This is a genomic window from Mesorhizobium sp. M1406 (assembly GCF_040317555.1).
Taxonomy (GTDB): Bacteria; Pseudomonadota; Alphaproteobacteria; order Rhizobiales; family Rhizobiaceae; genus Mesorhizobium.
This window is the reverse complement of the sequence record NZ_JAMYKW010000023.1, coordinates 1-25,937: the sequence shown is the minus strand read 5'-3', so window position 1 is coordinate 25,937 and position 25,937 is coordinate 1. Positions and strand designations below refer to the sequence as shown.

At 62.6% G+C, this 25,937-nt stretch carries 23 protein-coding genes; 15 read left to right on the top strand and 8 right to left on the bottom strand.

The genetic code is table 11. From position 1 onward, the window contains the following. Positions 1-19: 19 nt before the first annotated feature. The 3 genes from NKH03_RS19600 to NKH03_RS19590 all read right to left on the bottom strand — a co-directional run bounded on the left by NKH03_RS19600 (position 20) and on the right by NKH03_RS19590 (position 5,331). On the bottom strand, positions 20-3,151 hold the full coding sequence (locus NKH03_RS19600; RefSeq protein WP_352969913.1) for an efflux RND transporter permease subunit: 3,132 nt from the start codon (positions 3,149-3,151) through the stop codon (positions 20-22). After that, a complete protein-coding gene (locus NKH03_RS19595; protein ID WP_352969911.1) occupies positions 3,148-4,311 on the bottom strand; it encodes an efflux RND transporter periplasmic adaptor subunit in 1,164 nt (387 codons plus the stop codon). The genes NKH03_RS19600 and NKH03_RS19595 overlap by 4 nt, the downstream gene beginning before the upstream one ends. A 192-nt stretch (positions 4,312-4,503) precedes the next feature. Continuing rightward, positions 4,504-5,331, bottom strand: coding sequence for a MurR/RpiR family transcriptional regulator (locus NKH03_RS19590; protein ID WP_352969909.1), 828 nt, complete (start codon positions 5,329-5,331; stop codon positions 4,504-4,506). A 234-nt stretch (positions 5,332-5,565) separates the two neighbouring features. Here NKH03_RS19590 and NKH03_RS19585 point away from each other — a divergent pair, with 234 nt between their 5' ends. The 12 genes from NKH03_RS19585 to NKH03_RS19530 all read left to right on the top strand — a co-directional run bounded on the left by NKH03_RS19585 (position 5,566) and on the right by NKH03_RS19530 (position 17,663). Beyond that, entirely contained in the window at positions 5,566-6,384 is an 819-nt protein-coding gene (locus NKH03_RS19585; protein ID WP_352969907.1) for an N-formylglutamate amidohydrolase, read from the top strand. 21 nt (positions 6,385-6,405) lie between these two features. Then, a complete protein-coding gene (locus NKH03_RS19580; RefSeq protein WP_352969905.1) occupies positions 6,406-7,968 on the top strand; it encodes an amino acid permease in 1,563 nt (520 codons plus the stop codon). A gap of 86 nt (positions 7,969-8,054) precedes the next feature. Beyond that, positions 8,055-9,425, top strand: a complete 1,371-nt coding sequence (locus tag NKH03_RS19575; RefSeq protein WP_352878880.1) for a glutamine synthetase family protein — start codon at positions 8,055-8,057, stop codon at positions 9,423-9,425. 60 nt (positions 9,426-9,485) lie between these two features. Next, entirely contained in the window at positions 9,486-9,923 is a 438-nt protein-coding gene (locus NKH03_RS19570; protein WP_352969903.1) for a helix-turn-helix domain-containing protein, read from the top strand. Continuing rightward, positions 9,913-10,332 (top strand): type II toxin-antitoxin system VapC family toxin, encoded by a 420-nt coding sequence (locus NKH03_RS19565; protein WP_352969900.1) that lies wholly within the window; start codon positions 9,913-9,915, stop codon positions 10,330-10,332. The genes NKH03_RS19570 and NKH03_RS19565 overlap by 11 nt, the downstream gene beginning before the upstream one ends. 15 nt (positions 10,333-10,347) lie before the next feature. Continuing rightward, complete coding sequence (locus tag NKH03_RS19560) at positions 10,348-11,733, top strand: aldehyde dehydrogenase family protein (RefSeq protein WP_352969898.1); 1,386 nt, start codon at positions 10,348-10,350, stop codon at positions 11,731-11,733. Between the two features lie 41 nt (positions 11,734-11,774). Next, a complete protein-coding gene (locus tag NKH03_RS19555; protein ID WP_352969896.1) occupies positions 11,775-12,263 on the top strand; it encodes a DUF2569 domain-containing protein in 489 nt (162 codons plus the stop codon). 33 nt (positions 12,264-12,296) lie between these two features. Next, positions 12,297-13,469 (top strand): iron-containing alcohol dehydrogenase, encoded by a 1,173-nt coding sequence (locus NKH03_RS19550; protein WP_352863235.1) that lies wholly within the window; start codon positions 12,297-12,299, stop codon positions 13,467-13,469. 242 nt (positions 13,470-13,711) lie between these two features. Further along, positions 13,712-14,818 carry an ABC transporter substrate-binding protein gene (locus NKH03_RS19545; protein ID WP_352969894.1) on the top strand — a complete coding sequence of 369 codons (1,107 nt, stop codon included), beginning with the start codon at positions 13,712-13,714 and terminating at the stop codon, positions 14,816-14,818. A 66-nt stretch (positions 14,819-14,884) separates the two neighbouring features. Beyond that, positions 14,885-15,799 (top strand): ABC transporter permease, encoded by a 915-nt coding sequence (locus NKH03_RS19540; protein WP_352863237.1) that lies wholly within the window; start codon positions 14,885-14,887, stop codon positions 15,797-15,799. Beyond that, the gene (locus NKH03_RS19535) at positions 15,796-16,587 is read left to right on the top strand and encodes an ABC transporter permease (RefSeq protein ID WP_352969892.1); all 792 of its coding nucleotides are present in this window, start codon (positions 15,796-15,798) and stop codon (positions 16,585-16,587) included. Before NKH03_RS19540 ends, NKH03_RS19535 begins: the two co-directional genes overlap by 4 nt. 11 nt (positions 16,588-16,598) lie before the next feature. Next, positions 16,599-17,663, top strand: a complete 1,065-nt coding sequence (locus NKH03_RS19530) for an ABC transporter ATP-binding protein (RefSeq protein WP_352878898.1) — start codon at positions 16,599-16,601, stop codon at positions 17,661-17,663. A 16-nt stretch (positions 17,664-17,679) separates the two neighbouring features. Here NKH03_RS19530 and NKH03_RS19525 read toward each other — a convergent pair whose 3' ends face one another. Beyond that, positions 17,680-17,841, bottom strand: coding sequence for a hypothetical protein (locus tag NKH03_RS19525; protein ID WP_352863240.1), 162 nt, complete (start codon positions 17,839-17,841; stop codon positions 17,680-17,682). 87 nt (positions 17,842-17,928) lie between these two features. Between NKH03_RS19525 and NKH03_RS19520 the strand changes: the two genes are divergently transcribed. The 3 genes from NKH03_RS19520 to NKH03_RS19510 all read left to right on the top strand — a co-directional run bounded on the left by NKH03_RS19520 (position 17,929) and on the right by NKH03_RS19510 (position 21,427). Beyond that, on the top strand, positions 17,929-19,479 hold the full coding sequence (locus NKH03_RS19520) for a cation:proton antiporter (RefSeq protein ID WP_352863241.1): 1,551 nt from the start codon (positions 17,929-17,931) through the stop codon (positions 19,477-19,479). A gap of 192 nt (positions 19,480-19,671) precedes the next feature. Next, positions 19,672-20,574, top strand: a complete 903-nt coding sequence (locus NKH03_RS19515; protein WP_352969890.1) for an endonuclease/exonuclease/phosphatase family protein — start codon at positions 19,672-19,674, stop codon at positions 20,572-20,574. 7 nt (positions 20,575-20,581) lie between these two features. After that, positions 20,582-21,427, top strand: coding sequence for an EamA family transporter (locus NKH03_RS19510; protein WP_352969888.1), 846 nt, complete (start codon positions 20,582-20,584; stop codon positions 21,425-21,427). A gap of 99 nt (positions 21,428-21,526) precedes the next feature. Here NKH03_RS19510 and NKH03_RS19505 read toward each other — a convergent pair whose 3' ends face one another. The 4 genes from NKH03_RS19505 to NKH03_RS19490 form a co-directional block, all read right to left on the bottom strand. Then, positions 21,527-21,835 carry a Dabb family protein gene (locus tag NKH03_RS19505; protein WP_352969886.1) on the bottom strand — a complete coding sequence of 103 codons (309 nt, stop codon included), beginning with the start codon at positions 21,833-21,835 and terminating at the stop codon, positions 21,527-21,529. 9 nt (positions 21,836-21,844) lie between these two features. Beyond that, positions 21,845-23,473 (bottom strand): GMC family oxidoreductase, encoded by a 1,629-nt coding sequence (locus NKH03_RS19500; RefSeq protein ID WP_352969884.1) that lies wholly within the window; start codon positions 23,471-23,473, stop codon positions 21,845-21,847. 12 nt (positions 23,474-23,485) lie between these two features. After that, positions 23,486-24,244 carry a 3-ketoacyl-ACP reductase gene (locus NKH03_RS19495; protein ID WP_352969882.1) on the bottom strand — a complete coding sequence of 253 codons (759 nt, stop codon included), beginning with the start codon at positions 24,242-24,244 and terminating at the stop codon, positions 23,486-23,488. Between the two features lie 199 nt (positions 24,245-24,443). Beyond that, positions 24,444-25,922, bottom strand: coding sequence for a GMC oxidoreductase (locus tag NKH03_RS19490; RefSeq protein ID WP_502913536.1), 1,479 nt, complete (start codon positions 25,920-25,922; stop codon positions 24,444-24,446). Positions 25,923-25,937: the final 15 nt, after the last annotated feature.

Sequence of the window (25,937 nt, the reverse complement as noted above, 5' to 3'; positions counted from 1 at the left end):
CACTTTTCCTGGAATGTCTCTACTCGGCCGGCTCCACTTTGGTGTAGGCGGCTTCCTCGAGTTCGCGCTTCAGCCGGGCTTCCTCATGGGTCTTCGGGGTGACGAAGCGGCCAAGCAGGAGATAGGCGACCGGCGTCAGGAACAGCGTCGAGACGGTTGCCAGCCCCAGTCCGCCGACGATTACCCAGCCGAGTGCGACGCGCGCCTCGGCACCGGCGCCGCTCGCCAGCACCAGGGGCAAGCCGCCGAGCACGGTGCAGATCATCGTCATCATCACCGGCCGCACGCGGATGATCGAGGCCTGCTCGATCGCTTCGCGCACGCCAAGCCCACGATCACGCAGCTGGTTGGCGAATTCGACGATCAGGATGCCGTTCTTGGCCATGACTCCGACCAGCAGCACCAGGCCGATCTGGCTGTAGGCGTTGAGGCTGGTGCCCGAGAGCAGCAGCGCGAAGATGGCGCAGGCGAGACCGAGCGGCACCGTCGCCATGATGATGACGGCGCTGACGAAGCTTTCGAACTGGGCGGCCAGCACCAAAAGGATGATGACCAGCGCGAAGCCGAAGATGGTGACCGTGGCGCTGTTGGTCTCGCCCAGCGTCGCCGCCTCGGCCAGCGGCAGTATGCGGCTGCCCGCAGGCAGCAGCGGCGTGGCGATTTCCTCGGCGCGGGTGAGCGCATCGCCGAGCGCGAAGTCGCCACTAAGGTTGGATGTGATGGCCACCGAAGGCTGCTGCTGCTCACGCGACAGCGATGGCGGCACGGCACGCTCGGTCAGCGTGGCGATGGTCGACATCGGCACGAAGCGTCCGTCGGCCGTTTTCAGGAAGATGTTTTCCAAATCGGTCGGATCGTTGATCGGATTTGTGGTCGAGACCAGCTTCACACCATAGCTGCGGTCGGCGATGTAGACGTCGACGACGTCGTTGCCGTCGAGCATGGCCTGCAAGGTGTTGGCCAGCCCAGTGATGTCGATGCCGAGGTCGGAGGCGCGCTCGCGGTCGATCGCGACGGCGAGCTGCGGCTGCGTCGGGTCGATCGACAGGCGCGGGGTCTGGAAGCGCGGATCCTTCTGCATCTCGGCGATGATCTTAACCGCTGCGTCGCCGAGTGCCTTGCGGTCGTTGCCGACCAGCGCGAACTGCAGGCCGTTGCCGGCGCCGCGGATGCCGAGGCTGTTGGGCTGCACCGGGAAGATGCGCACACTCGGCACCTGTCTGGTCAACCGGCTGATCTCGGCCATGATCTCCTGCTGGCTGCGGCTGCGCTCGTTCCACGGCGCCAGCGTCATCACCATGAAGCCTGAGTTATAGGAGCCGTTCTGGCCGGCATTCTCGAAAGTGCTGCGGATCTCGCCGGAATCGCGCATCGGCTGGATCAGTTTCTCGATCTTCTGCATCTGCTGTGTCGTGTAGTCGAGGCTGACGCCCTGCGGGGCGCTGATGCGCAGCAGCACGGCGGCGCGATCCTCGGTCGGCGTCAGTTCCTGGCGTATGGTGCCGAACAGCGTGAATGCGGTGCCGGCAAACAGCACCGCGACCAGAAGCACGATCCATGGCGCATCGAGGCAGGCGTGCAGGCCGCGCTTGTAGGCAGTATTGAGCACGCCGCCGATGCGGGCGCCGACGCCGTGACCGCCTTCGTGGTGGAGCGATGCGCTGGTCAGCATGCGCGAAGCGAGCATCGGGCACAGCGTCAGCGCCACCACGCAGGACAGAAGCACCGACATGGCAAGCACGAAGCCGAATTCGCGAAACAGACCGCCGGTCTGGCCGGGCAGGAACGAGATCGGCACGAAGACGGCGACGAGCGTCAAGGTGGTGGCAATGACGGCGAAAAACACCTCCTGCGCGCCGAGCACGGCGGCTGCGCGGGGCCCCATGCCTTCATTGCGCCGTCGCACGATGTTTTCGAGCACGACGATGGCGTCGTCGACGACCAGTCCGGTCGCCAGCACCAGGGCGAGCAGGGTCAGGATGTTGACCGAGAAGCCAGCCAGATAGATGGCGGCGATGGTGCCGATCATGGCAACTGGCATCGATAGTCCAGGGATCAGCGTCGCGCGCCAGTCGAGCAGAAACACATAGATGACGATCAGCACCATGGTCACCGACAGGCCGAGCGCGATCTCGACCTCGTGCACCGCGCCCTTGACGAAGACCGCGTCGTCGCTGGTGATCTTGATCGACATGCCCTTGGGCAGGTTTTCCTGCAAGTTGGCGACGGCGGCCTGGACACCGGTCGAGATGTCCAAGGTGTTCGATTCCGCTTGGCGGATGATGCCGATGCCAATGCCGGTCTTGCCATCCGAACGCAGCGCGGTCTGGCCGACATCGGGGCCGAGCGTGACGGTGGCAACGTCACGGATGCGCGTCGTGCCGCCGATGATGATGTTTTCGAACTCTTCCGGCGTGGTCACGTCGGCGGTCGTGCGGACGATCAGGTCCTGGTTGGTCGTGGTGATCGAACCGGCGGGTGAATCGAAGGCGACAGAGGCAAGCGCCGCCCTGAGGTCGGCCACCGTGAAGCCGAGGCTGGCAAGCTTGTTCTGATCGACATCGATGCGGAAGATCTTGTCGCGGTCGCCATAGACCTGGACGTCGGCAACGCCGGGCACGGCGGCCAGCTCGTCCTCGATCTGGTCCTGGACCACCACTGTCATGTCCTGGATCGACATGTTGTCCGAGGTCACCGCCAATCGCATCACCGGTTCGGAATTGGCATCGGCCTTGACGATGCGCGGCGGATCGGCGGTGTCCGGCATCTGGTTGGCGACGCGGCCGACGGCATCACGCACGTCCGAGGCGGCGACGTCGAGATCGACACCGTCGTTGAATTCGATGGTGACGCGGCTCGAACCGAATGAGGAAGAAGACGAGATCGACTTGACGCCGGAGACGCGGGCGACGGCGCCCTCGATCGTGTCGGTCAATTCGCGGTCGACGGTTTCTGCCGCCGCCCCTTCGAAGGCGGTGGAAACAGTAACGACCGCGCGATCGACGTCAGGCAGTTCGCGGATCTCGACGCCGTAGAAAGCGGCGAGGCCGGCAACGGCGATGAGGGTGTTCAGCACGAAGGCCATGACCGGCCTGCGGATGAACAGCGCGGTGAAGCCGGTATCGCTGGCGGTGTTGATGGTTCCGGTCATGAGCCTTCGGCCGCCTCCACGGCACTCTGCTCTTCGCCGGCAACGCGGACCGCGCCGCCCTCGCTGACGCTCTGGGTGCCTTCGGTGACCACCATGTCGCCGCTGTCGATCTCGGCGTCGATCAGCACGGTCTCGGTGTTGCGCTGGACGATGCGCACCGGGACCCGCCTGGCCTTGCCGTCCGCGATCTGCCAGACATAGGCGCCGTCCGAACCCCACAGGATCGCCAGCGGGCTGACGGCCGGATAGGTCTGTCCCGGGAATTTCATGGTGATGCCGAACGACATGCCGGCGCGCAGCGAATCGGCCGGATTGGCGATCTTGGCCTTGACCAGAAGGGTGCGGCTCTTCTCATCGATGTGATTGTCTATGGCCGAAACCGTTCCGGTATAGGCATTACTGGGATTGGCGATCGGCGTCGCCGCCAATTGCGCGCCGACCTTGACGGCGGCGGCGAAACGCTCCGGCACCAGGAAATCGACAAGAATGCTGGAGCGGTCGTCGAGCGTGGCGATCGCCGACTGGTTGGTCACATAATTGCCGGCGGAGATCGGCAGGATGCCGACGGTGCCAGCAATCGGTGCCGGAATCGACCGCCGCTGCAGAGCAAGTTCCGCGTCCTGAAGCGCCAGCTTGGCGCCTGCCAACACCACCTCGGCGTCGGCCACGGCGACGGGTGTGGCCGCATTGGAGGCGCGCAGCGACTTGACGCGGTCAAGCTTGGCCCGAGCATCCTGCAAGGCGAGCTTGGCGCGGTCCTGGGCGATCATTTCGGTCTCGGAATCGAGGGTGGCGATGATTTGTCCCTTGTCGACATGGCTGCCGGATTCGACCAGCAACTCGGCGAGGCGGCCGGAACTGTAGGGATTGACGGTCACCGAGGCATTGGCACGGCCGGTACCGATCGCCTGCAGGCGGTCGTTGATAACAGCCGAAGTGGCCGCCAGGGCAACCACGTTCACCCGCTGGTTGCCACCACCGCGGCCGATTGCCTGCTTCGCGTTGGCGGCGCCGCTTTCAGCCGGGGACGTTGCCGCATAAGCCCAGTCAATGCCCCAGCCTGCCAGCACGTCGTGAGCGCCCGGATAAAAGCGCAGCCAGGCGGATGCCGCCACCACCAGCACCACAAGCGCAAAAACTATCTGTTTCCAGGCGGCCATCGGCACTCCGGTTGGTAAAACAGTCCTTTCGTCTACCAGTTTCCCGAAATGAAGCAGACGCGGCGAGGCTATTGTAAGGCAGGAAGCCCCCCGATATCGCGTCTTTATGACAACTCTCCAAGGGCCGCGCACATTAAATATATGTAACATTTGAGAAAACATGCGTAACGTTTCGGGTCGTCGTTACATGCATTAACGCAGACTTTCCATCTCTCGAATGCGCTTGGCGCCCTCTGCTTCCAGTTGCCTTGTGACAGCGCCGATCAGCATTTCCGCAACGACGAAGAGGGCGGCGGAGGAATCCCACGCCGACGGCACGGCCGTTCGTCCAGCGATGACATGGCGGGCGAAACGCGCGATCGGCGATAGCCATTGGTCGGTGAACAGCACGATCTGCACGCCGCGCTGATGCGCTTTTTCGGCGAAGCGAGCGAGGCTGTCCTGGTAGCGCCTGATGTCGAAGATCACCAGCACATCGCGTTTGCCCATGTCGATCAGCCTGTCGCGCCACATGCTTTCCTGACCGGCAAGGTGAAAGACATCGGGCTGAACGACGGCGAGGTGGGCGGCCATGTAACGCGCCAGCGGATCGGTGAAGCGGCCGCCGATCAGGAATGTCTTGCCGCGCCGGTCGACGAGCCGGGCGGCGATGTCGGCAAGCTGCCTGTCGGACAGGTGTCTGAACGTTTCGCGCATGTTGTCGAGCGTCGCTTCCAGCATTGGTGACACCGTGCCGCCGCCGGGCGAGGGCGGGTTGAGCGTCCTTGTCGCCGGCGATTGCAATTGCGCCGCCAGTTCGTCCTGCAGGCTCGACTGGAATTCCGGATAGTTCTGGAAGCCCAGCCGGGCAACGAAGCGCAGGATCGTCGGCGAGGAGACGCCGGCCGCGGCCGAGAACTCGGCGACCGTCTTCAGGCCGATCATCGGGTAGCTGGCGATCAGCGTCTGGGCCGCGCGCCGTTCGCCGGCCGGCATCGTGCCGATGCGGTCGGCAATCAGTTCGGCAATACTGGAAATCATCTTTTCCCCACCCCTGGAGCGGGATGGCAAACCATTCCGCTCCGTCTGTTTGTCTTGGCCCATTTCTGCGACGCCAAGCGATTCTACCTGGCTGCAAAACGCTTCGGCCCGGTCGAAGGTCTTTTCCGAAATCGCATTTGACAAAACCGGCCAAACTGTATGAAATCATCCACAGGGACGCAATGAGACAAAATACGTAACATACGATACAGCGCTCCCCGGGGACGGCAGACTATGGAGAAAGCACGGCCCGCCAGCCTTGCAGCGTCTGATACCGTGAGGGTGACGAACCCCGGCGGATCGAGCCCTTTCGCGCTGACCTGCGATCACGCCTCGAACTTCGTTCCCGCCGAATTCGGCACGCTTGGCCTTGCCGCCGAGGACCTGTCGCGCCACATCGCGTGGGATCCCGGCGCGCTGCCGGTTGCCCGCCGCATGGCGCAGGCGCTCGATGCTACGTTGGTCGAAACCCGAATTTCGCGTCTCATCATCGACTGCAACCGGCCGCTCGATGCGCCCGATTTGATACCGCCTGTCAGTGAGACAACAGCCATACCAGGCAATGCCGGCCTGTCGGAAGGTGAGCGCGCGGCGCGCATCGCCTTGTCGTGGCAGCCGTTTCACGCCGCCATCGATCAGATTGTCTGCGACCGGCTGGCGCGCGGGCAGGCGACCCGCCTGGTTTCGGTCCACTCCTTCACGCCGGTCTACAAATCCAAAAACCGGCCCTGGCATATAGGCATCATCCACGACAAGGATCGCCGGCTGGCATCACCGCTGATATCGGCGCTGAAGCGGCTTGCTGGCGTCACCGTCGGCGTCAACGAGCCCTATTCCCCGGCCGACCGCGTCTATTTCACGCTGGAACGCCATGCGCGCTCGCGCGGCTTGCCTTGCGCGATGATCGAAATCCGCAACGATGAAGTCGCCGGCGAGACCGGGCAGCGGAAATGGGCGGATATGCTCACGGGCATTTTTTCGGATCTGGAGCCAGAGGAGGCCGGACACACCAGATCGCATTCAGTCGGAAAGTCAGTTCAATCGGCCAGCTAAGAACCAACAGGGGACACCAAAATGGCAGCACCGGGTTATACTGAAGTTGACAAGAAGGAGGACCTCAAGGTTCTCCATGGAATGGGCTATGCTCAGGAACTGTCGCGAAGCATGAGCCGCTTCTCGAATTTCGCGATCTCGTTCTCGATCATCTGCATCCTTTCAGGTGGCATCAATTCCTTCGCGCAGGCGACATCGTCGATCGGTGGCGCGGGCGCGGGCATCGGCTGGATCGTCGGCTGCTGCGTATCGGGCTTCTTCGCCCTTGCCATGGCGCAGATCGCCTCGGCATTTCCGACTGCCGGCGGCCTCTATCATTGGTCGTCGATCCTCGGCAACCGCTTCACTGGCTGGCTGACGGCCTGGCTCAATCTGTTTGGCCTGATCACCGTGCTCGGCGCCATCAACATCGGCACCGCCTTCTTCTTTGTCGGAACGTTCGGAAGCTGGTTCGGCATCACCGGCACGCCGGGCGAAATCGTCGGGTTCGTAGCCTTCATCACCGTGCTGCAGGCGCTGTTCAACCATTTCGGTATCAAGCTGACGGCTATGCTGACGGATGCTTCCGGCTTCCTGATTCTCGGAGCAACGGCGGTCCTAATCGTGGCTTGCCTGGTGTTTGCGCCGGCGATCGACATCACGCGGCTTTGGACCTTCACCAACTATTCGGGCGATGCCGGTGGCGGTGTTTTCCCGCAGTCCGACTCCATGAGCTACCTGTTCCTGCTCTGCCTGCTTCTGCCGGTCTATACCATCACCGGCTACGACGCGTCGGCGCACACCTCCGAAGAAACAGAGAAGGCAGCACACTCGGTGCCGCAGGCGATCGTTTCGTCCGTGCTCTGGTCTTCGCTACTCGGTTGGGTGATGCTGTGCGCAATCGTCCTGGCTATCCCCGACCTGGCCGCCGGCGCCAAGCAGGGCTGGAACGTGTTCTTCGCCACCATGGACGCGATAATGCCCGTCTGGCTGAAGACGTTGCTGTATCTCGCAATCCTGATCTCGCAGTTCCTGTGCGGTCTCGCCACGGTGACCTCGGCCTCGCGCATGTTGTTTGCCTTCTCGCGTGACGGTGGCATGCCGTTCGGTTCCGCGTCGCTCGCCAAAGTCAACCCGACCTGGCGCACGCCAGTCAACGCGATCTGGACCGCTGCGGTGCTCGAGATCATCTATGTCTTTCTTGCACAGTTCATTTCGATTGGCGGCACCAACATCTACACCATCGTCGTCAATTCGACGCTGGTGTTCCTGTTTCTGTCGTTCATCATTCCGATCGTACTCGGCATGATGACCTTCGGAACGGCGAAATGGCCGACTCCAGGCCCGTGGAACCTCGGCGCCGGGCTGTTCAAGCTGTTTTGCGCCCTGTCGATTGTCGGCATGGCGATCATCTTCTACATCGCCATCCAGCCGCCGAACGACAAGGTGCTTTACATCACCATTGGCTTCATTGTGCTGACCGCCGTCCTTTGGTTCGGTTTCGAAAACCGCCGCTTCCAGGGTCCACCGATCGGCGACCAGATTGCCAAGCGCAGGGCTGCCATCGCGGCCGCCGAAATGGCCGTCGGCGAAACCGGCCACTGACATCAACCATCATGGCCATGGCCGGCGTTTTGCCGGCCATGGTTTCGTTTGCCCTCTCAATCGTCAAGCGCTGGAGTGCCAAAGGAATGGCCGGAAATTTCTCGTTCGATCAGTTGAAGAAAGCGGTCTCCAGCGGCGAGATCGACACGGTGCTCGCCTGCATCGTCGACATGCAGGGCCGGCTGGCGGGAAAACGGTTCCTGGCGCAGTACTTCGTCGATTCCGCGCATGACGAAACGCATGGCTGCAACTATCTGCTGGCTGCCGACATCGATATGGAGCCCGTGCCCGGCTACAAGGCGGCGAGCTGGTCGAAGGGCTATGGCGACTTCGTCATGAAGCCGGATCTGGCCACGCTGCGGCGCATTCCCTGGCTGGAAAAGACCGCACTTGTGATCTGCGACGTGCTTGACCACCACACCCACGATGACCTGCCGCATTCGCCGCGCGCTATCCTCAAGAAGCAGGTCAAGCGGCTGACGGAGCGCGGCTATATCGGCTATTTCGCTTCCGAGCTGGAATTCTATCTGTTCAACGAGACCTACGATTCCGCCCGCAAGAAACACTGGCAGGGCCTCGACACCGCCTCGCCCTATATCGGCGACTACCAGATCGGCATCACCACCAAGGAAGAAGGCGTCATGCGCCGGCTTCGCAACGAGATGGAAGCTGCCGGCATTCCGATCGAGAATTCCAAGGGTGAATGGGGTCCGGGCCAGGAAGAGATCAATGTGCGCTATGCCGAGGCGCTCGATATGGCCGACCGCCACGTCATCCTGAAGAACGGCGCCAAGGAAATCGCCGAGTCCGAAGGCAAGGCGATTTCCTTCATGTCCAAGTACAATTACGGGCTCGCCGGCAATTCCAGCCACATCCACAATTCGCTGTGGAGCGCCGACGGCAAGACGCCGTTGTTCTTCGACAACAAAGCGGACTGGACGCTCTCGACGCTGGGCCAGCAATGGGCCGCCGGTCAGCTCAAATACGCCAAGGAATTCACCTGGTTCCTGGCGCCCTACATCAACTCCTACAAGCGCTTCCAGGCCGGCACCTTTGCGCCGACCAAGATCATGTGGAGCGAGGACAACCGCACCGCCGGCTTCCGCCTGTGCGGCGAGGGCACCAAGGGCATCCGCATGGAATGCCGCATCGGCGGCGCCGACCTCAACCCGTATCTTGCTTTCGCGGCGCTGATCGCAGCCGGCCTCGCCGGCATCGACGAGAAGCTGGAATTGCAGAAGCCGTTTGTCGGCGATGCTTACCAGGCGTCGCGTTTGCCGGAGATCCCGAAGACACTGCGCGATGCGACCGAGACGCTGGCGAAGTCGAAGATGCTGAGGCAGGCGCTCGGCGAGGACGTGCTCGAACACTATGTCCACACCGCAAAATGGGAGCAGTTCGAATATGACCGCCGCATCACGGATTGGGAACTGCACAGGGGGTTCGAGCGATATTGACGTTGTTGCGTTTTTTGCGATATGTTGCGATATAAGCACCGCAACATATCGGAGGCAGTGTTGCTCAAAGGCAAAGCCAATGTCGACAAAACATGGTTCGCGGATCAGATGAAGGAGCACAACATATCGTTGCGCCGTATGGCCAGCCGCATGAACATGCATCCCAGCGCCTTGTCGCGGACACTGAACGGCGAGCGGCGTATGCAGGTCGATGAAATACGCAGGATCGCTGAAATTTTCGATCAGCCGGAAAGCGAGGTCTTGGTCCACCTGGGCTCTTCGGATGCGAAGGCGGCGGAGCGTCGTCCCGGCTTCATGGAGGGGCAGGTGGATTTCGAGAATGCGTTAGACGTAAACGACACCGCTGGAGAATACATCGTGCCGCCGCGAGGCGCCGATCCGTTGTTTGGATGCATGGCTGGGACACTCACGCTTCTCCCGGACGTCGATTACACCGCACCCGCGGATCCGGACTGGGGCAAGGTGTATGACGACTGATGGGGTGCTTCTGGACACATGCTTCATGCTGTGGCTGTCGACGGAACAACCGGTCGCGAGAGCGGCGGTTGAGAGGGTGACCAGCGCGCGCAAAAATGGCGACGTGATCGCCGTTTCCGTCATGTCCGCCTGGGAAATCGGAATGCTGGTTTCTAAAGGCCGGCTTCCGTTCATCAAGTCACCGCTCGCATGGTTTGAACGGTTCGTGCAGGCTGGTGCAACGAGTGTTGAAGGCATCGACAGTGAGCTCTTGGTCGAGTCTTCGTTCCTGCCCGGCGTCGTTCACAACGATCCAACAGACCGGATCATCATAGCTACGGCGCGCTCGAAGAATTTGGAAATTATCACCCGCGATCGCGCGATCCTTGCCTATGGCTCGGCTGGCTTCGTCAGAACAGTTCCTTGTTGATTTGGAGACGTTTAATTGGAAACCGTGAAACTCATATCCCCCGTCGATGGCTCGATCTATGCCGAGAGGCCCGTGGCAACGGACCAGGCGATCAATGCCGCGGTAGAACGTGCCAAGGCGGCGCAGGAGAAGTGGGCTGAGACACCGATCGTCGAGCGCGGCAAGTACATGCTGGCGATGCTGGAAGCGCTGGTCGCGATGACCGACGAGATCGTGCCGGAAATCGCCTGGCAGATGGGGCGGCCTGTTCGTTATGGCGGTGAGTTCGGCGGTGTCAAGGAACGCACCAACTACATGGTCGAGATCGCCGAGGCGGCGCTCAAGTCTGTGCCGGCCTCCAATCCGAAGGATGGCTTCCGCCGCTATGTGAAGAAGGATCCGCTCGGCGTGGTCATGGTGATCGCGCCGTGGAATTATCCTTACCTCACCGCCGCCAACACCATCGTGCCGGCGCTGATGGCCGGCAACACCGTGATCCTCAAGCATGCGGCGCAGACGCTGCTGGTTGGCGAGCGCTTTCAGCAGGCCTTCGACAAGGCCGGTCTGCCGAAGGGCGTGTTCCAGAATATCGTGCTGAACCACGCCCAGACCGAGAAACTGCTCGGCTCGGGCAAGATCGACCATGTCAATTTCACCGGTTCGGTCGCCGGCGGCCGCGCCATCGAAAGAGCGGCGGCGGGCACTTTCATGACGCTCGGCCTAGAGCTTGGCGGCAAGGATCCGGCCTATGTGCTGCCCGACGCCAAGATGGACCATGCGGTCGCCAATCTGGTCGACGGCGCCTTCTACAATTCCGGCCAGTGCTGCTGCGGCATCGAACGCGTCTACGTGCACGAAAAGGTCTATGACGAATTCGTCGAAGGCTTCATCGCCGAGACGAAGAACTATGTCGTCGGCAATCCGCTCGACCAAGCGACGACGATGGGGCCGATGGCGCAGGCGCGCTTCGCCGACCTGATCCGCGAGCAGAAGGCCGAGGCATTGCGCAAGGGCGCGGCGGCGCACGTCAACATGAAGGTGGCGAACGACAAGGCCGGCTCGCCCTATCTGGCGCCGGAAGTGCTGACCAATGTCGACCATCAGATGAGCGTCATGCGCGAGGAGAGTTTTGGGCCGATCGTCGGCATCATGAAGGTGCGCAACGACGAAGAGGCGATCGCGTTGATGAACGACAGTCCCTACGGGCTGACGGCCTCAATCTGGACGCGCGATACGGAGCATGCGGTGGCGATCGGCAACCGCGTCGAAACCGGCACGGTGTTCATGAACCGTTGCGACTACCTCGATCCGGCGCTGGTCTGGACCGGCGTCAAGGACACCGGCAAGGGTGCCGGCCTGTCCGCCATCGGCTATGACAATCTGACCAGGCCGAAGTCATTCCATCTGCGCGAAGCCATCTGAGCTGCCTGAGTACCGAGCATTGGGCCACTCAAGGAGGAGAAATGTCTGAGATACAGCCGTCCGCACCATTGGCCCGTGAGGGGCCAGAGGGTATTGGCGGCTATCTCGTCGTGCCGATGCTTGGCCTCATTTTCATGCCTCTGGCTGGCCTGGTTGTGTTCGAGCACCATATCGGCCTGTCCGAGTATTTTAGCCTACTAACCGGTGCGCAGCAGGTCTTCGTCGTGGCGGAGATTTTCGGATATCTGGCGATCGCGGTCGCCTGCCCGCTGGGCTTGCTTGTTTTGCTGATTGGCAAGCGGCGGGCTTTTCCACGCCTTTACATCGTCTGGGCCGCCGTCAGTCCCGTCTCTATCCTGACCGATCTTGCGGCCGCGAGCATCCTTCTTGGCGATATCTTTGAGGCGCAAGGCGTGGCTTTGTTCGATGGAGAGGCGGCAAAGAGTATTCAACACTCGATCGTCTATTCCGTAATCTGGATTCTATACATGCAGAAGTCCCGGCGGGTTCAGAACACCTTCACTCAATAGCCACCACCCACAATGTCCTGAAATCGAGAAAAAATGTCCAAGCTGATCTCCAAATGGAACTATCCCACCACCGTCCGCTTCGGCGCCGGGCGCATCAAGGAATTGCCTGAGGTTTTGGCGGCCACCGGCATCAAGCGGCCGCTGTTCGTCACCGATCCGGGCCTGGCGAAACTGCCGGTCGTCGCCTCGACGCTGAAAATCCTCGACGACGCCAAGGTTCCTTACGGCGTGTTCTCGGAGGTCAGGCCGAACCCGGTCGAATCCAACCTCACCGCCGGCATCGCCGTGTTCAAGAAGGGCAAGCATGACGGCGTCATCGCCTTCGGCGGTGGCTCGGCGCTCGATCTCGGCAAGCTGATTGCCTTCCAGGCCGGCCAGGTCAGGCCGGTGTGGGACTTCGAGGATGTCGATGACTGGTGGACGCGCGCCAATTCGGATGCCATCGCGCCGATCATCGCCGTGCCGACCACCGCCGGCACCGGATCGGAAGTCGGCCGCGCCGGTGTCATCACCAATGAGGCGACGCACACCAAGAAAGTCATCTTCCATCCCAAATTGTTGCCTTCTATCGTCATCGCCGATCCCGAACTGTCGGTCGGCATGCCCGGCTTCATCACCGCCGGTACCGGCATGGATGCGCTGGCCCACTGTCTCGAAGCCTATTGCGCGCCGGGTTATCATCCGATGGCCGACGGCATCGCCGTCGAAGGTGTGAGGCTGGCCTTCGAGAACCTGCCGAAGGCTTTTGCCAATGGCAAGGATCTCGTCGCGCGCGCCCATATGATGAGCGCCGCCGCGATGGGCGCCGCCGCCTTCCAGAAAGGGCTCGGCGCCATCCATTCGCTGTCGCATCCGGTCGGTGCGCTCTACGATACCCATCACGGCATGACCAATGCGGTGTTCATGCCTTATGTGCTCGCCTTCAACCGCGACGCCATCGAGGAGCGTATTGGCCGGCTCGCCGCCTATTGCGGCATCAAGGGCGGCTTCGACGGCTTCGCCAAGGCGATCATCAAGCTGCGTAAGGAATTGAAGGTGCCGCACGCGCTGCCGGGCCTGATCAAGGGGCTCGACATGGACAAGAAGCGCAAGGCGCTGATCGCCGACATGGCCGTGGTCGATCCGACCGCCGGCGGCAACCCGGTCAAGCTGACCAAGAAGGCGGCGCTGACCCTGCTCGAAAACGCCATCGCCGGCACGGTCTGAGGCGTTTTCCGCACCGCGAAGTGATCTGAAAAGGGGCTAGAAAAACAAGGGGGAGGATGACGGGCAAGGGACAAAATAGTTAGCCGGAAAAAGAATCGCGAAGCGATTGCTACAGCCGGTTAAAAAGAGTTTACTTTTTCGTACTGCGAGCAGCCGGTTTCATAAAGCTTTCATCTGGCTGTCACATGAAAACGATACCGCATCGCAGGCGTCCAACGGCGTCAGTTCAACGGAGAGAACACATGTTCAAATTCACGGGGAAAGTGCTTTCCCTTTCGGCCGCGGCGCTTTTCGCGTCGACGGTGATTTCGTCCGCGGATTCGATGGACGATCTCGTCAAGGCCGCCAAGGCAGAAGGCCAGCTAACCACCATCGCTTTGCCGCATGATTGGTGCGGCTACGGTGCCGTCATTGATGGCTTCAAGGCCAAGTATCCTGGGATTGCCATCAACGAACTCAACCCCGATGCCGGGTCCGGCGATGAGGTCGAGGCGATCAAGGCCAACAAGGACAACAAGGGCCCGCAGGCGCCCGACGTCATCGACGTCGGCTTGTCGTTCGGCCCGTCGGCCAAGAAGGATGGCCTGATCCAGGCTTACAAGGTGTCGACCTGGGACTCGATCCCGGACAGCGCCAAGGATGCGGAAGGCTTCTGGACCGGCGACTACTACGGCGTGCTGTCCTTCCAGGTGAACAAGGATCTGGTCAAGGAATCGCCGAAGGACTGGGCCGACCTGCTGAAGCCGGAATTCGCCAACTCGGTCGCTTTGGCCGGTGATCCGCGCGCGTCGAACCAGGCCATCCAGGCGGTATATGCCGCTGGCCTGTCGTCGGGTGCGGCTGCTGGCGAAGCCGCCGGCACCGCTGGCCTCGACTTCTTCAAGAAGCTCAACGCCGCCGGCAATTTCGTGCCGGTTATCGGCAAGGCCGCCACGCTCGCCCAGGGTCAGACCCCGATCCTCGTCACCTGGGACTACAACGCGCTCGCCGGCCGTGACACACTGAAGGGCAACCCGCCCGTCGACGTCGTCGTGCCGAAGACCGGTGTCGTCGCCGGCGTCTACGTGCAGGCGATCAGCGCTTTCGCGCCGCACCCGAACGCAGCCAAGCTCTGGCTGGAATACCTCTATTCCGACGAAGGCCAGGTCGCCTGGCTGAAGGGCTACTGCCACCCGATCCGCTTCAACGATCTTGCCAAGAACAACAAGATCCCGGCGGACGTGCTGGCCAAGCTGCCGCCGGCTGAGTCCTATGCGGCCGCGGCGTTCCCGACGCTCGACGAGCAGGGCAAGGCCAAGGAAGCCATCACCAAGAACTGGGATGCCGTTGTCGGCGCCAACGTCAAGTAAGACCTGAAATCCACCGGGCGGCTTCACGGCTGCCCGGTTCGTCCTCTCGAAGACGGTAGCAGGCGCATGACCGATCTCTCATTTTCCGATCACGCGGTTGCCGGCAAGACCGCGCCCCCCGCCGAGGCGCGCAGCCTGAGGCTGCCGACGCAGTGGCTCGGCGTCGCGCCATTCTTCATCTTCGCCGTCATGTTCCTGATCTTGCCCACGCTCTACTTGATGCTGGGCGCGTTCCAGAACGATGCCGGCGAGTTCACCCTCGAAAACATCATGGCGCTGGCGCAGCCGTCGATCGTTGCCGCCTACTGGATTTCGATCAAGGTCAGCCTCGCCTCATCGCTGATCGGCGCCTTCGCAGGTCTCGCCATCGCCATCGCCATTGTGCGCGGTGGCCTGCCGGACTGGATACGTTCGGCGACACTGACATTTTCCGGCGTAGCTTCCAATTTTGCCGGCGTGCCGCTGGCCTTCGCCTTCCTCGCCACGCTCGGCCGCCTCGGCCTTGCGACGGTGATCCTGAACACCCTGTTCGGCCTCAACATCTATGCTCACGGCTTCAACATCCTGTCGTTCTGGGGGCTGACGCTGACTTATGTCTATTTCCAGATTCCGCTGATGGTGGTGATCATCGTGCCGGCAATCGATGGTCTGAAGAAGGAATGGGGCGAGGCCGCCGCAACGCTTGGAGCGACCATGGCGCAATATTGGCGCATGGTTGTCATCCCGGTGATCTGGCCGAGTTTCCTCGGCACCGTCATCCTTTTGTTCGCCAACGCCTTCGGCGCCATCGCCACTGCCTATGCGTTGACTGGCTCGTCGCTCAATATCGTGCCGATCCTGCTCTATGCGCAGATCCGCGGCGACGTGCTGCACAATGCCCATCTTGGCTACGCGATCGCCTTCGGCATGATCTTCATTACCGGCCTAGCCAATGTCTTCTACATCTGGTTCCGCACCCGTTCCGAGAGGTGGCTCAAATGAAGGCTGGCAGGTTCTGGGCTTGGGTCGTCTTCGCCCTTGGCGCGGCCTATTTCTTCATTCCGCTGATCGCGACCGTGGAGTTCTCCATGCGCATGCGGCGTGGCGAGTACTCCTTCGACGCCTACAAGGTCGTGCTCGGCGATGCCCGCTTCCAGGCGACGTTCGGCTATTCGGTGCTGGCGGCCATCTTCACCATTATTGTCGGCGTGCTCATCGTGGTGCCGGCTGCCTACTGGATCCGGCTTCGCCTGCCGCAGTTGCGGCCGATCGTCGAGTTCATCACGCTGCTGCCGCTGGTCATCCCGGCCATCGTCATCGTCTTCGGCTACATCAGAATGTACGGGTCGAATTCGCCACTGCCGTTCCTGGCGACCGATACAGGCACCAATGCCTTGCTGGTCATCGGTTATGCGACACTGGCGCTGCCCTATATGTATCGCGCCGTCGACACCGGGCTTCGCACCATCGACGTGCGTACCTTGACGGAAGCGGCACAGATCCTTGGTGCTGGTTGGGGGACGATCATCACCCGTGTCATCCTGCCCAATGTGCTGATCGCGGTGTTGTCGGGCGCCTTCCTCACCTTCGCCATCGTCATCGGCGAGTTCACCATGGCGAGCCTGCTCAACCGGCCGGCCTTTGGCCCCTATTTGCAGAATATCGGCGCCAACCGTGCCTATGAGCCGGCGGCGCTTGCCATCATCGCCTTCGCCATCACCTGGGGCTGCATGTCGCTGATCCAGATCCTGTCCCGCTTCGCGCCGAGATCGGCGAACCGTCCGAACTGAGAGTCAAAGCCATGGCCGACCCGTTCCTTTCCATTCAGCACGTTCGAAAATCCTTCGGTGCCACCACGGTCGTGGAGGATTTCAATCTCGACGTCGAGCGCGGCGAATTCGTCTCCTTCCTCGGCCCGTCCGGTTGTGGCAAGACCACCGTGCTGCGCATGGTGGCGGGCTTCGAGGAGCCGAGCGCGGGCACGATCGTCGTCGGTGGCAAGGACATTACGAGGCTGAAGCCCAACCAGCGCAATGTCGGCATGGTGTTCCAGGCCTATGCGCTGTTTCCCAACCTGACCGTTGCGCAGAATATTGGCTTCGGCTTGAAGGTCGCCGGCATGCCGAGGGCGGACATCGATGCCCGTGTCGCCGAGATGCTTGGCATCATCAAGCTGCCGCAGATGGCGGATCGCTATCCCTATCAGCTCTCGGGCGGCCAGCAGCAGCGCATCGCGTTGGCCCGCGCCATCGCGCCGAAGCCGAAGCTGCTGCTGCTCGACGAGCCGCTGTCGGCGCTCGACGCCAAGGTGCGCGTGTCGCTGCGCGAGGAAATCCGCTCGATCCAGAAGAAGCTCGGCATCACCACCATCTTCGTCACCCATGACCAGGAAGAGGCGCTGTCGATCTCGGATCGCATCGCCGTCATGTATGGCGGCAAGGCCGAGCAGGTCGGCACGCCGTTCGAGATCTACAACCGCCCGGCAACCAAGTTCGTCGCCAATTTCGTCGGCACGCTGAACGTGCTCGAAGGCACCGTCACCGATGCCGCCGCGGGCACGGTGCGGGTCAATTCCGAGCAGGTTTCGCTGAAGGGCAAGCTCAACGGCTCCAAGTCTGGCGACACGCTGTCGCTGGCATTGCGTCCGGAAGCGATCTCGCTTGGCCGTCAGCCCGGCCGCGACTCCAGCCTTTCGGGCGAAATCTCCGAGGTGCATTTCCTCGGCTCGGTGATCCGGGTTCGCGTCGGCATCGGCGGCAACATGGTCTCGCTCGACACCTTCAACAGCCCGGCAACGCCGCCCCCGGCGGTCGGTGAAAAGGCCGAGATATCGTTCTCATCGAGCGATATGCTGGTGTTGCACTAGGCGTGACAGCGCTCCTTCAGGCTGGAACCATGAATGGCTGCATCACCGCCTGAAAAACCGGCAGTGCTTCCATTTGGGTGGCATAGGCTTCCGACGACGGCGCGGTGATTTCGACATTGGTGTGGTCGATGCGCTCGCCGAAACCTGCAGAGGGTGGAAGCAAAGCTGGTAGGGGCACATTGCCTGCCAGCCCGAGCTTGCTGGCCAGGCTTTTTCCAGCTGCTTTGCCACTGCCGACGATCCCGCTTCCCGGCTATAACAAGCCATGGCCCTCTTCGAACTGACACTCATTCTGCTGTTGATCGCCGTCGCGCTAACGGCGCTGTCGCGGCGTGCGCAGATTCCCTATCCCTCCTTGCTGGCGCTTGCAGGGGTGGGCATCGCCTTCGTACCTGGTGTGCCGACGATCGAGATCGACCCGGAACTGGCGCTTGCCCTGTTCATCGCGCCGGTGCTGCTCGATGCCGCCTATGATACGTCTTTGCGCGACCTCAATCGCTACAGGGTGCCGCTTGTGCTGCTGGCACTCGGCGCTGTCCTTTTCACGACGACGACCGTGGCTCTGGTCGGGTGGGCGATGGCAGGCCTGCCGATCGCCGCGGCCATAGCCCTCGGCGCCATTGTGGCACCGCCCGACGCGGTGGCGGCGTCGGCGGTGCTTGGCCAGTTCAAGGTGCCGCATCGAATCACAGCCATCCTGCAAGGCGAGAGCCTGCTCAACGATGCCACCGCGCTGCTGATCTACCGGATAGCGGTTTCGGCGGCAGCGGGCAGCATTCTGCTGAGCAGCGCCGTGCCGATGATCCTGCTGTCCACCTTGGGCAGCCTTGCGGCCGGATATCTGCTTGGCCGGCTGTCTCTGATGACGCTGGACCGTATCGAAGACCCGGCGAGCGGCACTGTGGTGCAATTTGCCGGCACATTCGGGGTCTGGATCCTGGCCGACAGGCTGGGCCTTTCCGCCATCATCACCATCGTGGTCTATGCCATGACCATCGCCCGCACCGCGCCGCGCCGCATGCCGGCCAGAAACCGCATCAGTTCCTATTCGGTTTGGGAAACGGCGGTCTTCGTGCTCAACGTGCTGGCTTTCGTGCTGATGGGCCTGCAGGCGCGTTCGATTGTCGGCAGGCTTGCCGGCGAGGGGCAGACCGATGCCTTCTTCCTGGCCGGGACCGTACTTGCCATCGTCATCGTTTCACGTTTGATCTGGGTGCTGGGCTGCGGCGCGATCATCAGGTGGTTGGCCCGTTTCGGCAATGCGGATCGTCGGCGAGACGCGCCATCGTTGCGCGGCGGCATGCTCATCGGCTGGTGCGGGATGCGCGGTCTGGTGACGCTTGCGGCGGCATTTGCCTTGCCGGCTGAATTTCCCGCCCGCGACCCGATCGTGCTCGCTGCCTTCACGGTCGTGCTAGGCACGCTGGTGCTCCAGGGCATGAGCCTGAAACCGCTGCTGCGCCTGCTCAACCTCGACCCGGATGAAATGGTCGACCGCGAGGTTGCGCAGGCACGCGTTGTGGTCATGCAGGCCGCCCTCGACATATTGAGCGGCAAGACATCGGACGCGGCGGCTGCGGTGCGCGAGCAATATGCCGCTCAACGCAAGATCGCCAAAAATCCTGACGACGCCCAGGCGGCCACCGAATATGACCGCTTGCGCCTCTATGCCATCAAGAGCCAGCGCGACGCGCTGGAGGAACTGCGCCGCAACGGCACGATCGGTGACGAAGCCTATCACCGCCTTGAGGAAGAGATCGACTGGACCGAACTGGCGGCGTCGCCACCCGGCCGGTTCCAACCGCTGACGACATAGAGCCTGCTCCATCCCGATGGACTCAAGATGAAGCAGGGGCTGGTTCTTGTTTGAGCATGCTCTATTCCGAAAACGTGATTCCACTTTTCGGGATGATACTCTGGCCGCTGGCCCAGCCCCATCGCTCGCGCGGCACATTGCAACCAATCTGCCGAACCGATACTGCCAATTCGAAAGTAAGCCGGATAAACAATGAAGCTGGTCAGCTACAATATCCAATACGGGTTCGGCGGCGACGGGAGCTACGATCTTTCGCGCGCCGCGCGCATCGTTGCCGGCGCCGACATCATTGCGCTGCAAGAGGTCGAGCGGCACTGGCAGCGCAGCAATTTCGACGACCAGCCGGAGCTGCTTTCGCGCTTGCTGCCGGACTATCACTGGGTCTACGGCCCAGCCTTCGACATGGATGCCAGCGAGCGGCGCGACGGCCATCTGGTCAACCGACGCCGGCAGTTCGGCACCATGGTGCTGTCCAAGTTGCCGATCGTCTGGTCGCGGCTGCATGCGCTGCCGATGCGCCGTACGCTGCGGCCGCTCAATACGCGCAATGCGGCACTCGAATGCATGATCCGCACGCCTGCCGGCCCGGTGCGGGTGTTGTCGCTGCATCTCGCCCATATCGCGGTCGAGGAGCGGCTGGAGCAGATAGACTATCTCATGGCCGAGCATCGCCGGGCACCATCCGATGGCGGGCCGTGGAGCGGCGTCGACGACGAGCCCACGCGCAACTGGACCAGCGGCGAAGCGGAACCGGAAAACCCACCGGCGGCGATCTGGATGGGTGATTTCAACATGGAGCCGGGCAGCGCCGAATACCGCCGCATCGTCGGCAGCACGCCTTACCATCGCGGCGCGGCCTATCTTGACGGCTTCGTCGATGCCGCCGCCATTGCCAGCGAGCCGGCCGCGGATTTCCACACCCATGTGAAGACCATCGACGGCAAGGTGGCAAAGCGGCGGCTCGACCATTGCTTCGTCGGCGGCATGTTAGCCGGGCGCGTGCGTTCAATCAGTGCCGATATCGGCGAAGTTGCGTCGGACCATTTCCCGCTGCGGGTCGACATCGATCTCGAAACGCCCGGCATTGCCCCATGAGCCGCGCATGACACTTTTCGTCTTCTTCGCGGTGCTTGCCGCCGCCGCCATGCACGCGATCTGGAACGCGCTGGTCAAGGTCCATCTCGACCGCTTCCTGTCGATCACGCTGATGACGCTCGGCATGGGCGCCGCGGCCCTGCTGGTACTGCCCTTCGTCGAAGTGCCGAAGGCGGAGGTGTGGCCCTACATCATCGCTTCCGTGTTTTTCCACATGGGCTACCGGACTTTCCTGATCGGAGCCTACAAGGCCGGCGATTTCGCCCAGACCTATCCACTGGCGCGCGGCACCGCACCGCTGCTCTCGGCCTTTGGCGGCATGTTCGTCGTTGCCGAGATTCCTGGCCCGTTCGCCATGCTCGGCATCTTTCTGTTGTCGGCCGGCACGCTGGTGATGTCGTTTCGCGGCGGCGCGCATCTGGAAAAGCTGAATTTACGCGCGGTCGGCTTTGCGCTGGGCACCTCGATCTTCATCGCCAGCTACACGCTCTCCGACGGCAGCGGCGCGCGGCTGGCCGCCACGGCGCAGAGCTATGCCGCCTGGCTGTTCATCTGCGATGCTTTTGGCGCCTTGGCGCTGTGCCTCATCTTCCGTGGGCCGACGGCGCTGCCGGTGCTGGCGCGCGACTGGAAGGCAGGGCTATTCACCGGCGTGCTCAGTGGCGCGGCCTACTGGATCGTCATGTGGGCGATGACCAAGGCGCCGATCGCCTCGGTGGCGTCGCTGCGCGAAACCTCGATCCTGTTCGCCATGATGATCTCGGTCTTCGCGCTCGGCGAGAAGATGACGGGCTGGCGTGGTGCCGCCGCGCTCGGCATCGTCGCCGGTGTCGTCGCGCTCAGGCTCGGTTAGTCCAGGTGTCGTCTCGCGATTGCCCATTTCACCACTAGGTATGGGACGACGAAACCAAGCATATCTACAAATGTGCGCCAATTTTTCGATTGCAGCGCGCTAGAGTCCCAAGTCGAAGACCATCAGTCCGTCCGTGCCGCCTTCAAGCGCGGCGACCAGCCGGGCGCCGGCGCGCTGATGCGCCTCATGCACCAGATAGGCGTCGCGCGCGGCGGCATCGCGGAAGTCGATTGTGAAGCCGTGGGTGAAGCCGCGCGCGAACGGCTCCGGGCTGACATTGGCGCTGAACTGGACCGCGTCCATGCCGTCGATAACCTGTCGCAGCGCCTCGAGGTCGGCATGGATCGCCATGCGCTCGGCAACGGGAACATCGGTGCGGAATCTAGCGAACACACAGTGCCTGATCATTTTTTGTCCCTAAGCCGCCCGGTTTCCAGAGAACACGGCCGGCGGCAGCGGCTCGCGGCCAAGAATAATATCCGAACCCTTTTCACCAACCATGATGGTCGGCGCATTGGTGTTGGAGGAGGGGATGCGCGGCATCACCGAGGCGTCGCAGACGCGCAGGCCCTCGATGCCGCGGAGCCTAAGGTCCGGCGTCACGACAGCCATGTCGTCATGGCCCATGCGGCAGGTGCCGACGGGATGGTGGTCGGTCTTGGAACTGCGGCAGGCATAATCGAACAACTCGTCGTCGCTGGCGAGCGATGGGCCGGGCAGCACCTCGCGCAGCACATAGGGGGCAAGCGCCTTCTGCCGCATGATCTCGCGCGCCAGTCTCAGCCCCTTGATCGACATGGCGCGATCATAGGGATCGGACCAGTAGTTCGGGTCAATCAACGGATGGTCGGCGGGATCGGCACTCTTCAGCCGCACCGTGCCGCGCGAGCGCGGCCGCAGGAAGGCTGAATTCAGGGTCACGCCCGGGTTGTTCAGCTTCTCGACGCCGGCCTCGATGCCGGAGCCGAGGCCGAGATGGAACTGGATGTCGGGCGAGGCGGCGGTCGGGTCGGCGTACCAGAAGCCGCCGGTCTCGAACAGGCTGGAGGCCACCGGCCCTTTCTTCAGCAGCAGGTATTGCAGGCCGGCCCAGGCCATGCGGTGCAGCTTTGCATAATTGTCATAGGTGTGGTCGCCGGTGCATTCGGCGATGACGAACAAATCAAGATGGTCCTGCATGTTGGAGCCGACGCCGGGCAGGTCATGAACCGGCGTGACGCCGACCGCCTTCAGATGGTCGGCAGGGCCGATGCCCGACTGCATCAACAGTTTCGGCGAGCCGATGGCGCCGGAGGAGACGATCACCTCGCGCTCGGCCCGCAGGATTTTCTTCTCGCCGCCCGGCCTGTCGACGATTTCGACGCCGACGGCACGGCCCTTCTCGACGACGATGCGGGTCACCAGCACATCGGTCCTGACGGTGAGGTTCTTGCGCGCGCGGATCGGTCTGAGATAGGCCACCGAAGCGGAGGAGCGGCGGGCATCCTTCTGGGTCAGCTGGTAATAGCCGACGCCTTCCTGGCTGGCGCCGTTGAAGTCCGGATTGAAGGGGATGCCCATCTCCTGGCCGGCGCGGAAATAGGCCTCGCAGATCGGCAGCGGCGAAATCGGGTTCGACACGCCGAGCAGGCCCTGGTCGCCGTGGAAATCGTTGGCGTAGCGCTGGTTGTTTTCGGCGCGCTTGAAATAGGGCAGCACGTCGCGATAGCCCCAGCCGGCAAGGCCCTCTTCCTTCTCCCAGGCGTCATAGTCGCGGGCGTTGCCGCGCGTGTAGATCTGGGCGTTGATGGACGAACCGCCGCCGATCACCTTGGCCTGCGTATACCAGAAGACGCGGTCCTTCATGTGCCTCTGCGGCACGGTCGACCAGCCCCAGGAAGCAATGCCCTTGGTCAACTTGGCGAAGCCGGCCGGCATGTGGATATAGGGATGCCAGTCCTTGCCGCCGGCTTCCAGCAGCAGGACCGAATTGCCCGGATCCTCGCTCAATCGGTTGGCCAGAACGCAGCCGGCCGGACCGGCGCCCACGATGATGTAGTCGGTCATGACACTGTCCATTTACAGTCGCGGCACGGAGAGCGCGCCGTCGACATTGATGATCGAGCCGGTCGAAAAGCCTAGTTTTCCGCTAGCGAGCGTCGCCACCACCGCACCGATATCGGCCGCTTCGCCCCAGCGTTTGGCCGGCACCAGCCCACCGTCGATCAGCGAATCGTATTTGGCGGCCACGCTGGATGTCATGTCGGTGCGGATGATGCCGGGACGCACCTCGAACACGCCGATGTTTTCGGGCGCCAGGCGCAGCGCCAGGTTCTTCACCCACATCGAAAGCCCGGCTTTCGAGACGCAGTAATCCGGCCGTTCGGGCGACGCCATTTCGGCGCTGACCGAGGTGATGGTTATGATTGATCTCCGGTCGCCCGATGTAGCCAGCATTGCCTTGGCCACGGCCTGGCTGAGGAAGACGGTGCCCCGCAGATTGATGCCCAGCGTGCGGTCGAAATTCTCCGGCTGGAGGTCCAGCAGGTCGCCGCGCACCACGGCGCCGACGCCGGCATTGTTGACCAGGCAGTCGATGCGGCCGAAGGCACGCAGTGCGGCATCGACAAGCGTGGTGTGGCTTGCGAGATCGGCGATGTCGCAAGGGACATAAGCGAATTTCGCACCGCGCCCTGCGATGTCGGTGGCAAGTCCGTCGGCGGCTGTTTCGGCAAGGTCGGCGACCAGAATATTGAAGCCGGCATCGGCGAGCGCCTCGGCGCAAGCAAGGCCGATGCCGCGTGCGCCGCCGGTGATGATGGCTGCGGGGCGGGTCATTGGAGGCTACCTCCGCAGGCGTGGTCGCCGCCCCTCATCGCCCTGCCGGGCACTTCTCCCCGTACAGAGACGGGGAGAAGGACACTGTCGCCACCGCTTTCGCCAATCGTCAAAGGAGCGCCGAGGTTGTGGCCAGCTTTCTTCTCCCCGTTTACGGGGAGAAGTGCCCGGCAGGACGATGAGGGGCAGCGCAAACTGATCATGCCAGTTCGCCCTTGCGGATATGGTCGGCGACACGCAGCGCCTGGGCGGCGATCGACAGGGCCGGGTTCACGGCGGCCGAGTTGGGCAGGAAACTGGCATCGACGACGAACAGGTTCCGATGGTCGAACGACCGGCAGAAGGGGTCGAGCGGCGCGGTCGCCGGATCGTCGCCCATCTTGACCGTGCCGCATTGGTGCGACGGCGTGCGCTTGTCGAATGGCCGCGACAACACCAGGGGATAACCGCAGGCGCGGAAGTTCTCGCGCATCACCTTGGTCAGTCCGTCGAGCGACTGCATGTTGGAGCGCCGCCATTGCATGACGATGTCCTTGCCGTCGACCATGATGCGGCTTTCGGGATCGGGCAGGTCCTCGCACATCAAATACCAGTCGACGGCGTGGCCGGCGATGAAATCGAGCGCGAATTTCGGCGTAAATTTCACGTTGGCCTTGAGCATGTTGCCGTCGATCTTGCCGAGCAGTTGGACATTGCCGAGCGGCTTGCCGCCCTTGCCGTCGGACAGGTAATAGTCGTTCAGCATCAGCGTTTTCTGGTAGACGGCATCGTTGCGGCGGCGCGGGTCGATCGCCAGCATGGCGCTCGAATTGTGGTTCATGAAATTGCGGCCGACCTGGTCGGAGCGGTTGGCAAGACCCTTGTCACCTTCCTTGCCGTTGTTGGGTGAGGGCGAGCGCAGCAGGATGACGGCGGAATTGACCGCGCCGGCCGAGAGGATGACGAGCTTCGGCGTGACTTTCTTCGCCTCGCCATTCTGCCGATCGTGGATGGCGGCGATGCTTTTGCCGTCGGGCGACGCTTCCAGGTACTCGACATAGCAGCTGGTCTCGAGCTGGATGTTGCTGTCCTTGAGTGCCGCCGTCAGTGGACCGGTCTGCGCGTCGACCTTGCCCTGGCCGGTGTTGGGAAACGCATCCCAGCCGGTCTTGCCCTCCTTCAGCCAGGTGTCGATGTCGACACCGAGCGGCAGCGAGGCTGGATGCAGACCGAGTCCCTTGAGCTCGGCGCGGGCGCGGGCGATGGGGGCTTCGTCGGGAACCGGCTTGAAGGCGTAGGGGATCGAATGGAACGGTTCGGTCGGGTCCTCGCCCAGCGCGCCGCGCACGCGAAACAGCTGTTCGGCTTTCGAATACCAGGGCTCGAACTCCTCATAGGAAAACGGCCAGGCCGGCGAAACACCGCCGAAATGCTCCATGGCGGCAAAGTCTTCCTTGCGGTAGCGGATCAGCACAGCGCCGTAGAATTTCGAATTGCCGCCGACATAGTAGTAGTTCCCGGGATTGAAGGCACTGCCACCAGCCTCGCGCCACATCTCCTTCGGCCGGTAGTGGCCGTCGACGAAGATCGAACGCGTGTCACGCGCATGCGGCGTTGCCGGCCCCCGGCGCGCGCCCCCCACCCAAAAAAAACAACCCGCGCCGCCCGCCCCCACCCCCGCCGGCCCGAGGGCGCCCACAACCGCCCGGCAATA

Excerpts from the sequence above, each read along its gene's own strand:
- NKH03_RS19600 (WP_352969913.1), bottom strand. The coding sequence starts at position 3,151 with ATGACCGGAACCATCAACACCGCCAGCGATACCGGCTTCACCGCGCTG.
- NKH03_RS19595 (WP_352969911.1), bottom strand. The coding sequence starts at position 4,311 with ATGGCCGCCTGGAAACAGATAGTTTTTGCGCTTGTGGTGCTGGTGGTG.
- NKH03_RS19590 (WP_352969909.1), bottom strand. The coding sequence starts at position 5,331 with ATGATTTCCAGTATTGCCGAACTGATTGCCGACCGCATCGGCACGATG.
- NKH03_RS19585 (WP_352969907.1), top strand. The coding sequence starts at position 5,566 with ATGGAGAAAGCACGGCCCGCCAGCCTTGCAGCGTCTGATACCGTGAGG.
- NKH03_RS19580 (WP_352969905.1), top strand. The coding sequence starts at position 6,406 with ATGGCAGCACCGGGTTATACTGAAGTTGACAAGAAGGAGGACCTCAAG.
- NKH03_RS19575 (WP_352878880.1), top strand. The coding sequence starts at position 8,055 with ATGGCCGGAAATTTCTCGTTCGATCAGTTGAAGAAAGCGGTCTCCAGC.
- NKH03_RS19565 (WP_352969900.1), top strand. The coding sequence starts at position 9,913 with ATGACGACTGATGGGGTGCTTCTGGACACATGCTTCATGCTGTGGCTG.
- NKH03_RS19555 (WP_352969896.1), top strand. The coding sequence starts at position 11,775 with ATGTCTGAGATACAGCCGTCCGCACCATTGGCCCGTGAGGGGCCAGAG.
- NKH03_RS19550 (WP_352863235.1), top strand. The coding sequence starts at position 12,297 with ATGTCCAAGCTGATCTCCAAATGGAACTATCCCACCACCGTCCGCTTC.
- NKH03_RS19545 (WP_352969894.1), top strand. The coding sequence starts at position 13,712 with ATGTTCAAATTCACGGGGAAAGTGCTTTCCCTTTCGGCCGCGGCGCTT.
- NKH03_RS19540 (WP_352863237.1), top strand. The coding sequence starts at position 14,885 with ATGACCGATCTCTCATTTTCCGATCACGCGGTTGCCGGCAAGACCGCG.
- NKH03_RS19535 (WP_352969892.1), top strand. The coding sequence starts at position 15,796 with ATGAAGGCTGGCAGGTTCTGGGCTTGGGTCGTCTTCGCCCTTGGCGCG.
- NKH03_RS19530 (WP_352878898.1), top strand. The coding sequence starts at position 16,599 with ATGGCCGACCCGTTCCTTTCCATTCAGCACGTTCGAAAATCCTTCGGT.
- NKH03_RS19520 (WP_352863241.1), top strand. The coding sequence starts at position 17,929 with ATGGCCCTCTTCGAACTGACACTCATTCTGCTGTTGATCGCCGTCGCG.
- NKH03_RS19515 (WP_352969890.1), top strand. The coding sequence starts at position 19,672 with ATGAAGCTGGTCAGCTACAATATCCAATACGGGTTCGGCGGCGACGGG.
- NKH03_RS19510 (WP_352969888.1), top strand. The coding sequence starts at position 20,582 with ATGACACTTTTCGTCTTCTTCGCGGTGCTTGCCGCCGCCGCCATGCAC.
- NKH03_RS19505 (WP_352969886.1), bottom strand. The coding sequence starts at position 21,835 with ATGATCAGGCACTGTGTGTTCGCTAGATTCCGCACCGATGTTCCCGTT.
- NKH03_RS19500 (WP_352969884.1), bottom strand. The coding sequence starts at position 23,473 with ATGACCGACTACATCATCGTGGGCGCCGGTCCGGCCGGCTGCGTTCTG.
- NKH03_RS19495 (WP_352969882.1), bottom strand. The coding sequence starts at position 24,244 with ATGACCCGCCCCGCAGCCATCATCACCGGCGGCGCACGCGGCATCGGC.